Annotated in this window: 9 protein-coding genes; 7 read left to right on the forward strand and 2 right to left on the reverse strand. The window is 68.4% G+C overall.

The features are described from left to right. Nucleotides 1-282 precede the first annotated feature (282 nt). Nucleotides 283-765, forward strand: coding sequence for a hypothetical protein (locus BPODLACK_RS03840; RefSeq protein ID WP_006438687.1), 483 nt, complete (start codon nt 283-285; stop codon nt 763-765). A gap of 43 nt (nt 766-808) precedes the next feature. Here the strand turns inward: BPODLACK_RS03840 and BPODLACK_RS03845 are convergent, their stop codons facing one another. Beyond that, nucleotides 809-1,753, reverse strand: a complete 945-nt coding sequence (locus BPODLACK_RS03845) for a hypothetical protein (protein ID WP_006438688.1) — start codon at nt 1,751-1,753, stop codon at nt 809-811. Nucleotides 1,754-1,793: 40 nt separating this feature from the next. On the opposite strand from BPODLACK_RS03845, the gene lspA reads away from it, so the two are divergent. The 5 genes from lspA to BPODLACK_RS03870 all read left to right on the forward strand — a co-directional run bounded on the left by lspA (nt 1,794) and on the right by BPODLACK_RS03870 (nt 9,444). After that, nucleotides 1,794-2,474: a signal peptidase II gene (gene lspA, locus BPODLACK_RS03850; protein WP_051995453.1), complete on the forward strand. Its 681-nt coding sequence runs from the start codon at nt 1,794-1,796 to the stop codon at nt 2,472-2,474. Continuing rightward, nucleotides 2,467-3,393 carry an RluA family pseudouridine synthase gene (locus tag BPODLACK_RS03855; RefSeq protein ID WP_006438690.1) on the forward strand — a complete coding sequence of 309 codons (927 nt, stop codon included), beginning with the start codon at nt 2,467-2,469 and terminating at the stop codon, nt 3,391-3,393. The genes lspA and BPODLACK_RS03855 overlap by 8 nt, the downstream gene beginning before the upstream one ends. A gap of 86 nt (nt 3,394-3,479) precedes the next feature. Then, the gene (locus BPODLACK_RS03860; RefSeq protein ID WP_096274088.1) at nt 3,480-4,904 is read left to right on the forward strand and encodes a serine/threonine-protein kinase; all 1,425 of its coding nucleotides are present in this window, start codon (nt 3,480-3,482) and stop codon (nt 4,902-4,904) included. Nucleotides 4,905-5,096: 192 nt separating this feature from the next. Next, entirely contained in the window at nt 5,097-8,642 is a 3,546-nt protein-coding gene (dnaE, locus tag BPODLACK_RS03865) for a DNA polymerase III subunit alpha (RefSeq protein WP_096274086.1), read from the forward strand. 532 nt (nt 8,643-9,174) lie between these two features. Then, the gene (locus BPODLACK_RS03870; protein WP_024500353.1) at nt 9,175-9,444 is read left to right on the forward strand and encodes a hypothetical protein; all 270 of its coding nucleotides are present in this window, start codon (nt 9,175-9,177) and stop codon (nt 9,442-9,444) included. Here BPODLACK_RS03870 and BPODLACK_RS03875 read toward each other — a convergent pair. Continuing rightward, on the reverse strand, nt 9,387-10,379 hold the full coding sequence (locus tag BPODLACK_RS03875) for an SMP-30/gluconolactonase/LRE family protein (protein WP_024500352.1): 993 nt from the start codon (nt 10,377-10,379) through the stop codon (nt 9,387-9,389). The two genes, BPODLACK_RS03870 and BPODLACK_RS03875, sit on opposite strands and share 58 nt — an antisense overlap. Before the next feature lie 186 nt (nt 10,380-10,565). Between BPODLACK_RS03875 and ilvA the strand changes: the two genes are divergently transcribed. Then, a complete protein-coding gene (gene ilvA, locus BPODLACK_RS03880) occupies nt 10,566-11,945 on the forward strand; it encodes a threonine ammonia-lyase IlvA (protein WP_024500351.1) in 1,380 nt (459 codons plus the stop codon). Nucleotides 11,946-11,960: the final 15 nt, after the last annotated feature.

Genomic DNA, 11,960 nt, shown 5'->3' on the forward strand with positions numbered 1-11,960 from the left:
GACGTCAAGCCTCACGGCACGTCGCCGGGCCGTCAAGCACCGTGACCGCGTCGAGCCCGCTGGCATCTCCAGGAGCCGTCGAGCGTCGTCGCCCACGGCGTGGAACCCGGATGTCGCGGCTGCGTTTGGCATAGTGGTGTGGGCTGTCGCCGGGCTCGCCCGGCAGACCCCATCGGCGAACCACGGGAAAGCGCCCCGGCGCGCCCACGTCCACAGACATAGTGAGGGAGATCGTTGAAGTATCGGAAGTTTCTTGGCGCGACCATGATCGCGGCCGCATTGATGACCGGCGTCGCCGCCTGCGGTGGTGACGACAGCGACGCACCGCCCGCCCCGACCCTGACCAGCACCGCCGACGCCGCCGCCGGCGGTGACACCGGCTCCGCGATCACCAACGGCAGCAAGCCGCCGTCGATCGCCGCCCTCAACGAGCTCGTCGCCACCGCCGTGGACCCGAAGGTCCCCCGTGACGAGAAGATCGTCCTCGTCCAGGGTTCGGAGAAGGATCCGGCCATCTTCGACGAGCTGGTCAAGGCCCGTGCGGAGAACTCGGACGTGGACTGGGTCCTGGTGAACCCGGTCATCAGCTCCGGCCCGAAGAAGGCCCGCGTCAAGGTCCGCATCGAGACCGCAGGCAACCCGCCGACCAACGCCGAGTCGACCATCGTCTACGACGACGGCCGCTGGAAGCTGTCCAACGAGACCGTGTGCAACCTGCTCGGCCTGTACCAGGTCCAGAGCGCCATGTGCAAGCCTGCGAGCTAGGCAGGCGGCCTCTCGGCTGACCCCGGGGAAACCGGGTTGTCCCTCACCGCCAGGTGACGGTCAACCCGGTTTTCTGTACCAGGGGACGCGACGGGTCCGCCCCGACGAGTTCGCGCGCACCGGTGTAGGTCAGCTCGCCGCCGACCGGGAGCCCGCGCGTGAGGTCGACTTCCACGGTTCCACCGCCTTCGGAACTGAACCGGCTGATCGTGAGCGTGTCGTTGCCGCCCGGGATGGCGAACACCGAGTTGACCGGGGTCTCCTCCGCGGAGAACTGGATGGTGAGACGGTTGCCGTCCCAGGCCGAGAGTCGTGCGTCGATCGTCTGCGTGACCGTCGCGGCCGCCGAGATGACGCGTTCGGTGCGCCACCTGGCGCCCACCGCGATCGGTTCGGTCGGCAGTGCGATCGAGGTGTTCAGCGCCGTCACCAGGGACTGTTCGACCGCCAGGCGCGCTTCCTCGCCCGCCTGCTCCGGCGGGGCGAGACGCAACGCGACGGGTGCGAGCCCGGGACCCGTCGTCAGTCCGGCCTTCGTCCCGGCCATCGCCGGCAGTTGTCCGTTGAGGGACGCATCCGGCGAGGTCACGGTGCCCAGCTCGAGTTCCACCTCCGACCTGTCGGTGCAGGAGAACCGCGCGGTCAGCGGTGTCTCGACGGTCTCGGCGTCCGCCGACCCCGGCGAGGCGACCTCGGAGGTCGTCACCAAGGTCACCGACTGTGTGGAGGAGGTGTCAGGAGCGGGGGAGGCGACCCGGCGCTCGCCTTCACCTGCGTCGACCAGCGTGACCGTGGCCGGCGAGATCGGCACCGGCGCCGCTCCGGCTGCCCGGGAGGGTGATTCGTTCACACAGCCGGCCGAGGTCGCCGAACCTGTGCCGGTGTCGTCGTCGGAGTCCGACGAGCACCCCGCGACCAGCACGGACACCGCCGTGACGACTGCGCACGCGGAGACAACGGACCGGAACAAACGACGATGCGAGGACACGGGTAGCCAGCGTATTCGACCGGTCGTGGACAATGAGGCTGTGGATGACCAACCCCTGACGGATTCCGGCAACGCGGATCCGCGCGGCGCCCGCTCTCCGGACGCCGACCGCGATCAGGTCCGATCGGACGACGCGACCCCCGGACGACGCTTCTCCAAGGTGACCGCAGCGCTCCTCGGCGTCGCGCTCGTCGTCATCGGGCTCGATCTGCTGACCAAGACCATCGCCGTCGCCACCCTCGATCCGCAGCGCCCGATCGAGATCATCGGCGACGTCGTCACGCTGCGACTCGTGCGCAACAGCGGCGCCGCCTTCTCGCTGGCCTCGGGATACACCTGGGTCCTGACCGTCATCGCACTGATCGTCGTGGCCGTCATCATCCGCTACAGCAGTCGACTGAACTCGTGGGGATGGGCGATCGGTCTCGCGCTCGTGCTCGGCGGCGCGATCGGCAACCTCATCGACCGCATCTTCCGCGCACCGGAGCCGCTTCAGGGCCACGTCGTCGACTTCGTCTCGGTGGGCTGGTGGCCGGTCTTCAACGTGGCCGACTCCGCCGTGGTCTGCGGGGCGATCCTGCTGGTGGCCCTGTCGGCCCTGGGCTTCGACTACGACGGCAGCCGCACCGGGTGGGCGGCCCGGCGTGACCGGCATCCCGACGACACCGGCAGCACCGACAAGACCGACGGCAACGAGGACGGGGGCAGTACCCATGCGTGAATCACGCGTCGTACCGGTACCCGACGGACTCGACGGCATGCGCGTCGACGCGGGCGTCTCCCGCATGCTGGGACTGTCGCGCAACGTCGTGGCCACCCTGGCCGAGGACGGCGACGTCCTCGTCGACGGGATCGTCGTCGGCAAGTCACACAAGCTCGCCGCGGGCACCCTGCTGCACGTCACGCTGCCCGAACCCGAGGAACCGCTGCGGGTCGAGCCGACGCCGGTGGAGGACCTCGAGGTGATCTACCACGATTCCGACATCGTGGTCGTCGACAAGCCGGTCGGAGTGGCCGCGCATCCATCGCTCGGCTGGAGTGGTCCCACCGTGATCGGCGCGCTGGCCGCCGCCGGGTTCCGGATCTCGACCTCCGGCGCGCACGAGCGGCAGGGGATCGTCCACCGCCTCGACGTCGGAACCTCCGGCGTCATGGTGGTCGCCGTCTCCGAACGCGCCTACACGCTGCTCAAGCGGGCGTTCAAGCAGCGGACCGTTTACAAGGGCTACCACGCCCTCGTCCAAGGACATCTCGACCCGCCGTCGGGCACCATCGACGCGCCGATCGGCCGGCATCGGGGCAACGACTGGAAGTTCGCCGTGACCGCGAACGGCAAGCCGAGCATCACCCACTACGACACCCTCGAGATGTTCGCGGCGGCGTCGTTGCTCGACGTCCACCTCGAAACCGGCCGTACGCATCAGATCCGCGTCCACTTCGCGGCGCTGCACCATCCGTGCTGCGGCGACCCGACCTACGGTGCGGACCCGGTCCTGGCCCGCAGGCTCGGTCTCGAACGACAGTGGCTGCATGCGCGGACGCTGCGTTTCGCGCATCCCGCGGACGGTCGCACGGTCGAGTTCACCTCGGACTATCCAGAGGACCTCCAGCACGCACTCGACGTCCTGCGCGCCACCTGAGCATCGGGTCGGGCCTCGCCGGAGGCGTTGCATTCGTTCGGCCGTCAACCGGCGACATCGTCGGTGAACTCGCCTAGATTGAGAGAGTGTTCGAGCCTGGAACGGTGATCGCCGGGTACCGCGTCGAGCGACTCCTCGGCAGCGGCGGCATGGGCGCTGTCTTCCTCGCCCGGCACCCGGAGCTCCCCAGGTATGACGCACTGAAGGTGCTGAAGGACTCGGCAGGCTTGACCGACAACAACTTCCGGCGCCGATTCCTCCGCGAGGCCGAGGTCGCGGCCACCCTGGACCACCCGAACATCGTGACCGTCTTCAATCGCGGCCGGGCGACGGTCCCCACCGCGTCCGAGACCGGTCGGTCGGATGTGCTGTGGATCGCGATGCAGTACGTGCCGGGCACCGACTGTGCCCGTGAGCTCGCCGACATCGGGAGATTCACACCGTCGCGGGTCGCGCACATCGCGTCGCAGGTCGCCCGCGGCATCGACCACGCCAACCGCCGGGGTCTCACCCACCGCGACGTCAAACCCGGGAACATCCTGCTCGCCGAGGTCGACGAGGACTCGACGGTCGAGGAACAGCGGGTGTTGCTCACCGACTTCGGCGTCGCCAAGATCTCCGACGAGACCGAGGCCCTCACCTCGGTCGGCACCGTGCTGGCCACCCTGTCCTACGCCTCACCGGAACAGCTGATGGGACGGACGCTGGACGGTCGTAGCGATCAGTACTCGCTGGCGGCCTCGACCTTCCACCTGCTCACCGGCCGGGTGCCGTTCGACGACCGCGACACCGGCGCGGTCATCGGCGCACACCTCAAGGACCCGGTGCCGCGGGCATCCGAACTCGTCGCCGGGTTGCCCACCGGGGTCGACGCGGTGATCACCAGGGCGATGGCGAAGACACCCGAGGAGCGGTTCGCGAACTGCCGCGAGTTCGCCGACGCACTGACGGCGAGTCTCCGGCACGTGCCTCGACCGTCGGTTCCCGACGCCGAGGCCGTCACCGTGCGCGGACTCTCGCCGCGCCCGGCCGGCGGGAACCATCAGGCCTCGCGAAACCAACCCGGGCCGATGCCGGCCACACGTCGCGCGGTTCCGCCGCCGGCGCCGGGACGTCCGTACCGCGGCGGACCTCCGCCCGCCCCGCCCGGCGGGGAGGCGACGCGGCGGGCCGCACCCCGGCCGAACCCGGATCGGCGTGCCGGTGAACGCCCGTCCGGGGACAGGCAGCCGCGAGACCGGCCGGCACCACCGCGTCCGGCCACCGGAGCCGATCCCGCCGTGTGGCAGCACCCACCGTCCGGTCCGCACCGCCAGACCAACGACCATCTCCGCGCCGCGGGGTCGGGACCGATGGGACGGCCGCCGGGTGGTGCACCGTTCCCAGGCGGGCCGATGTCGTCCGGCGGTCCGCGTCCGTCGTCGAGCCCGAACCGCCTGCCCCTGGTGCTGGCAGGGGTGGCGGCCGTGCTGCTGATCCTGATCGTCGTCGTGTTTCTCGTTGCGCTGTAGCCCGACGTGGATCGGGGTGTGCGCGAGGCGGCCATGCTGTCACAGCTGTCCCATTCGTCACCGCCCGGAGTGCCTCCCAGGAGGTGTCGGTGGGCGCGCCTAGAGTAGACCCGGACTCGGCGACCGGCGGCACGAGATCAGCGTGCGCATGATCCCCGCGAGACAGCAACCAGCGAGCACAGAAGAGGCACAGTGACGGACTCGTTTGTTCACCTGCACAACCACACCGAGTACTCGATGCTCGACGGTGCGGCCAAGGTGTCACCGTTGTTCGCCGAGGCCAAGCGGCTGGGCATGACCGCCATCGGCATGACCGACCACGGAAACATGTTCGGCGCCAGCGAGTTCTACAACACCGCGATCAAGAACGACATCAAGCCGATCATCGGCATCGAGGCCTACATCGCGCCGGGTTCGAGGTTCGACACCAAACGCGTCCAGTGGGGCACGCGTGAGCAGAAGAGCGACGACGTCTCCGGTTCGGGCGCGTACACGCACATGACGATGGTCGCGGAGAACGCGACCGGCCTGCGCAACCTGTTCAAGCTGTCCTCGCTCGCCTCCATCGAGGGTCAGCTCGGCAAGTGGGCGCGTATGGACGCCGACGTGATCGCCCAGTACGCCGAGGGCATCATCGCGACCACCGGCTGCCCGTCCGGTGAGGTGCAGACCCGTCTGCGTCTGGGGCATGACCGTGAAGCCCTCGAAGCCGCGGCGAAGTGGCAGGAGATCTTCGGCAAGGAGAACTTCTATCTCGAGCTGATGGAGCACGGACTCGAGATCGAGCGCCGCGTGCGCGACGGTCTCCTCGACATCGGCCGCAAGCTCGGCATCAAGCCGATCGTCACCAACGACTGCCACTACGTCACCAAGGAACACGCCGCCGCCCACGAGGCGCTGCTGTGCGTGCAGACCGGCAAGACGCTGTCCGACCCGACCCGCTTCAAGTTCGACGGCGACGGCTACTACCTGAAGTCGGCCGCGGAGATGCGCGAGCAGTGGGACTCGGTGGTCCCGGGCGCCTGCGACAACACGCTCGAGATCGGTGAGCGCGTCGAGTCCTACAAAGATGTCTTCACCCACCGCGACCGCATGCCGGTCTTCCCGGTGCCCGACGGCGAGACCCAGCAGACCTTCTTGCGCAAGGAGGTCGCGAAGGGACTCCAGGAGCGTCGTTTCGCCGGTACCGAGGTGCCGCAGGAATACCTCGACCGGGCCAACTACGAGCTCGACGTCATCATCCAGATGGGCTTCCCCGCCTACTTCCTCGTGGTCGGCGACCTGATCCGCCACGCCCTCGAGGTCGGCATCCGAGTCGGCCCGGGCCGCGGTTCGGCGGCCGGCTCGCTGGTCGCCTGGGCGCTGGGTATCACCAACATCGACCCGATCCCGCACGGACTGCTGTTCGAGCGATTCCTCAACCCCGAACGCGTGTCGATGCCCGATATCGACATCGACTTCGACGACCGTCGTCGAGGCGAGATGGTGCGCTACGCGACGGAGCGATGGGGAAGCGACAAGGTCGCCCAGGTCATCACCTTCGGAACGATCAAGACGAAGGCCGCGATCAAGGACTCCGCGCGAGTCCAGTTCGGCCAGCCGGGGTTCGCGATCGCCGACCGCATCACCAAGGCGCTGCCGCCGCCCATCATGGCCAAGGACATCCCGGTCTGGGGCATCACCAACCCCGAACACGAGCGCTACGGCGAGGCCGCCGAGGTCCGCACGCTCATCGAGACCGACCCGGACGTCAAGAAGATCTACGACACCGCGCTCGGCCTCGAGGGCCTGATCCGCAATGCGGGCGTGCACGCCTGTGCGGTGATCATGTCCTCGGAGCCGCTGACCGACGCGATCCCGGTGTGGAAGCGCGCCCAGGACGGCGCGATCATCACCGGCTGGGACTACCCGTCGTGTGAGGCCATCGGACTGCTGAAGATGGACTTCCTGGGTCTGCGCAACCTCACCGTCATCGGTGACGCCCTGGAGAACATCAAACTCAACCGCGGGATCGACCTCGACCTCGACTCGTTGCCGCTCGAGGACGAGAAGACCTACGAACTGCTCGCCCGCGGTGACACGCTCGGCGTGTTCCAGCTCGACGGCGCGGCCATGCGCGAACTCCTGAAGATGATGCAGCCGACCGGGTTCGAGGACATCGTGGCCGTCCTCGCGCTGTACCGGCCCGGTCCGATGGGTGTGAACGCACACACCGACTACGCCAAGCGCAAGAACGGTCTCCAGGAGATCCGGCCGATCCACCCGGAGCTCGAGGAACCGCTCAAGGAGATCCTCTCCGAGACCTACGGTCTGATCGTCTACCAAGAGCAGATCATGCAGATCGCGCAGAAGGTCGCCGGCTACTCGCTCGGACAGGCAGACCTGCTCCGTCGCGCGATGGGCAAGAAGAAGAAGGAGATCCTCGACGAGGCCTACGACGGCTTCGCGGAGGGCATGCGCAACAACGGATTCTCGCAGGCGGCGATCACCGCGCTGTGGGACACGGTGTTGCCGTTCGCCGGTTACGCGTTCAACAAGTCGCACGCCGCCGGCTACGGCCTCGTCTCGTTCTGGACCGCCTACCTCAAGGCGAACTATCCCGCCGAGTACATGGCCGGTCTGCTCACCTCCGTCGGCGACGACAAGGACAAGGCGGCCATCTACCTCGCCGACTGCCGCAAGCTGGGCATCACGGTTCTGCCGCCGGACGTCAACGAGTCGCAGCGCAACTTCGCGGCCGTCGGCGCCGACATCCGCTTCGGTCTCGCCGCGATCCGCAACGTCGGTTCGGGCGTGGTCGGCTCGATCATCAACGCCCGTGAGGAGAAGGGGAAGTTCACCAGCTTCTCCGACTACCTCGGCAAGATCGACGTCACCGCCTGCAACAAGAAGGTGACGGAATCGCTGATCAAGGCCGGCGCGTTCGACTCGCTCGGCCACCCGCGCAAGGGGCTGTTCCTCGTGCACGCCGAGGCCGTCGAATCGGTCATCGGCACCAAGAAGGCCGAGGCGATCGGTCAGTTCGACCTGTTCGGCGGAGGGGACGACGCCGCGGATCCCGGACTGGCCGAGGTCTTCGCGGTCAAGGTGCCCGAGGAGGAGTGGGACACCAAGCACAAGCTCGCGATCGAGCGGGAGATGCTGGGTCTCTACGTCTCCGGGCACCCGCTGGCCGGCGTCGAACACGCCATCGCCGCGCACACCGACACCTCGATCACGTCGCTGCTGGAAGGCAATATCTCCGACGGTGCCCAGATCACCATCGGCGGCATCATCTCGTCGGTGACGCGCCGGGTGAACAAGAAGGGGGAGCCGTGGGCCGCGGTCACCCTCGAGGACATGGTCGGTGGCGTCGAGGTCTACTTCTTCCCCCGCGCGTACGTGGCGTACGGGATGGACATCGTGGCCGACAACATCGTGCTGATCAAGGCCCGGGTCAACCTGCGCGAGGACAGCATGATGATCAGCGCCAACGACCTGGCCGTTCCCGATCTGGAGACCGCGGGAGCCACCAAACCGGTCGCACTGACACTGTCCGCCCGACTCTGCACCCCTGATCGGGTTCAGGCGCTCAAGCAGGTACTCACGCGCCATCCGGGGATGGCGGACGTGCATGTGACGCTCGTCAGCGACAAACGCCAGACGCAGCTCAAGCTGACCGAGTCCCTACGTGTGGCGCCGAGTTCGGCCTTGATGGGCGACCTGAAAGCGCTGCTGGGACCGAGCTGCCTGGGCTGACTTCCTGCTGGTGGTGGGTTTCGACGCGACGCCTCGCTTCGCTCGGTGTCGGCTCAACCGGCGTGGGCTGACTTCCTGCTGGTTGAGCCGGTAGCGAGCGAAGCGAGCCACCGCGTCGAAACCTCGTGTGTTGGCTGGTTGAGTCGGTGGGGTGGCGCGTTGGGTGGGTTTCGACGCGACGCCTCGCTTCGCTCGGTGTCGGCTCAACCGGCGTGGGGTGTTCCTGCTGGTTGAGCCGGTAGCGAGCGTCGAAACCCCGGTGTTCCTGCTGGTTGAGTCGGTGGGGTGGCGCGTTGGGTGGGTTTCGACGCGACGCCTCGCTTCACTCGGTGTCGGCTCAACCTGCGTGGGGTGTTCCTGCTGGTTGAGCCGGTAGCGAGCGGAGCGAGCCACCGCGTCGAAACCGCCCGATCAGAACACCGACAGGGTCCCCGTCACCAGGTTTTCGGTCCACCGAACATTTCTCTTCGCTATGGCGCTATACTCGACGCCACGTCCAGTAGCGCCCGGCCGCAGAGGGGAGTGTTCGCAGATGACCACGATGATCGGCATCAACGTGCACCGTCCGCACCGGCGCGCGCCGCGCACGATCGACGTCTTCGGCGTCGAGTGGCCCGCCCACAAGGCTCACGCCGTACTCGCCGGCATCGCCACCGCCGTCGTGGCCCTGCTGATCCTCGGATCGTTACAGGCCACTGCGTGGGTGACGGCGGTGGCCGTCCTCGCGGTGTGGTGGGGCGAGCGCTACCTGGCGGGGAATGCGGCGGTCGCGCCCCGATCGAATCCGCCCGGGATCTCGTAGATCCGTCCGTCGAATCCGGCCCGGTACAGGCGCCCGGCGGAGAACCCGCGGTCGCCGCGACCGTACGAGAGAACGCTCGAGGTCGACAGGCCGGTCGCCAGCACGCAGTAACGACCGGGAGAGGTGATCCGGACGATCTCGCCGGTCGCGTTGAACGGCACGACCGGCCGGTCCCGGGAATCGAGGGTCAGCCCATCGGGAGTCGACAGTGTACCGACGCCGAGCAGACTCTGCACGTTCCGCGGATCGGCGGTGGAGATCCGGCTGACGCCCGGGTTCACGAATGTCCGCGAAACGTAGAGCCAACGGTCGTCGCGGCTCAGGACCGCGCCGTTGGCGCTCGGCAGGGCACCCCACGCGGCGTTCACGGCACCGCCGGGTGAGACGCGTCCGATGAGGTTGCCGAAATCATTGGTGGCGTAGACGTTTCCACGCGCGGACACATCCATCCCGTTCGCCGCGGACAGGCCGGTCACCCACGGACGGAATGCGCGGGTGTTGACGTCCAGACGGCCGATGGACGCGTGCCGAAGCGCATCGCCGACGAACACGCGGGGATCGGAGCCGTACCCGACGAGCAGGGTTCCGTCGGGTGTCCAGGCGAGTGCACCCGCCCCGCTCCCACCGGGCACCCGGGCGATCGGCACCGCCGGTGCACCCGGCCCGGACAGCCGATACACGCGCCCCGAGACGAGATCGGTGGTGTAGAGGCGTCCACCGGCGTCGACCGTCAGGCCTTCGAGCGCGGCACCCGGCACGACGCCGACGAGCCGTGCGGGAGCGGCTCCCGGACAGAGCGGCGCGGCCGAGGCGGGGGCGGGGCCGACGGCGGTGGCGAGACCGAGCGCCACGGCGGCCGCCGACGCGCCGGCGGCGATCCGGGTGAGGCGAGACGTGCGCCGGCGACGGCGCCGGGATGGGTGGCGAGATGTCATGATTGCTCCCTGGTCAGGTGGCGGGTCGTGCTGCTGCCGTGATCTCGCCCGGTCTTGCGCAGAGGTGCGGGGCGACGAGTGGCTTCGCGGGTATACCCACCCGTCCGTCAGGGCAACCCCGGCACACACTCGCCGTGTCGGAATCGGTGCACCCGGACGGTCCGAACGATCCCGCGCAGTGAGAACATGGCAGTCGTGAGTACGCACCACGTCCCCGTTCACCAGCACGGTCCGGCACTGACCCTCGACGCCATCGAGTCGGCGTCGACGCGAATCGCCGACGCGGTGGCGCGTACCCCGCTCGAGGCCTGCCCGCGACTGTCGACGTCGGGCGCGCAGATCTACCTCAAGCGCGAGGACCTTCAGACCGTCCGTTCCTACAAGATCCGCGGCGCCTACAACGTGATGGCGCAGCTCTCGGCCGACGAACTGTCCCGAGGTGTGGTCGCGGCCAGTGCCGGAAACCACGCGCAGGGAGTCGCATTCGCGTGCCGGAGTATGAAGGTGCCGGGACGGATCTACGTCCCGACCACCACCCCGAAACAGAAGCGCGACCGGATCGCCTGGCACGGCGGGGAATTCGTCGAGCTGAAAGCGATCGGGGACACCTATGATGCGGCCGCTGCCGCTGCACAGGCCGATGTGATGCGCACCGGGTCCGCGTGGATCCATGCCTTCGACGACCCGCGGACCGCGGCCGGTCAGGGAACCATCGCACGCGAGATCGTCGAGCAGCTGGGCCGGATGCCCGACGTCGTCGTCGCACCGGTCGGCGGCGGCGGCTGCCTGGCCGGCATGGCGACCTACCTGCGTGGGCTCTCCGACGAGGTGGCGATCGTCGGCGTCGAACCGACCGGCGCCGTGTCACTGAGCGCGGCGCTGGTCAACGGCGGGCCGGTCACCCTCGACGACATCGACCCCTTCGTCGACGGCGCGGCGGTGAAGCGGATCGGCACCATCGGACACCGGGTGATGTCCGAGCTCGGCGCGAGCGTCAGCGATCACCCGATCCTGGCGAGCATCTCGGCGAACCCGGCCGCCCGGGTCATCCCCGACGGCCCGGTGTCGCCGACCCCGGGCTCCGCCCACATCACACATGTGGACGAGGGTGCCATCTGCTCGGCGATGCTGGAGCTGTACCAGAACGAGGGCATCATCGCCGAGCCCGCGGGAGCGCTGGCGGTCGCTGCACTCGACAAGCTGCGGCTTCCCGCCGACGCGGTCGTCGTATGTCTGGTGTCCGGCGGCAACAACGACGTGTCCCGCTACGGCGAGATCATCGAACGCTCGCTGGTGCACCGGGGCCTCAAGCACTACTTCCTGGTCGACTTCCCGCAGGAGCCGGGTGCACTGCGCCGTTTCCTCGACGAGGTCCTGGGACCGGATGACGACATCACGCTGTTCGAGTACGTCAAGCGCAACAACCGCGAGACCGGTGCCGCACTGGTCGGTGTCGAACTCGGCACCCCGGATGACCTGGGCGATCTGATGGACCGGATGTCGCGCTCCCGCCTGCATTGCGAGCGCCTCGAGCCGGGGTCGCCGGCCTATGAGTACCTGACCTGATCGTTTTATGTCCCG

The sequence above is a fragment of the Gordonia sp. YY1 genome (genome assembly GCF_009872315.1).
Classification (GTDB): Bacteria; Actinomycetota; Actinomycetes; order Mycobacteriales; family Mycobacteriaceae; genus Gordonia; species Gordonia amicalis.

Bases quoted from the DNA above. Each gene is read 5' to 3' on its own strand.
- BPODLACK_RS03840 (WP_006438687.1), top strand. From the start codon at position 283: ATGACCGGCGTCGCCGCCTGCGGTGGTGACGACAGCGACGCACCGCCC.
- BPODLACK_RS03855 (WP_006438690.1), top strand. From the start codon at position 2,467: ATGCGTGAATCACGCGTCGTACCGGTACCCGACGGACTCGACGGCATG.
- BPODLACK_RS03870 (WP_024500353.1), top strand. From the start codon at position 9,175: ATGACCACGATGATCGGCATCAACGTGCACCGTCCGCACCGGCGCGCG.
- BPODLACK_RS03875 (WP_024500352.1), bottom strand. From the start codon at position 10,379: ATGACATCTCGCCACCCATCCCGGCGCCGTCGCCGGCGCACGTCTCGC.
- ilvA (WP_024500351.1), top strand. From the start codon at position 10,566: ATGGCAGTCGTGAGTACGCACCACGTCCCCGTTCACCAGCACGGTCCG.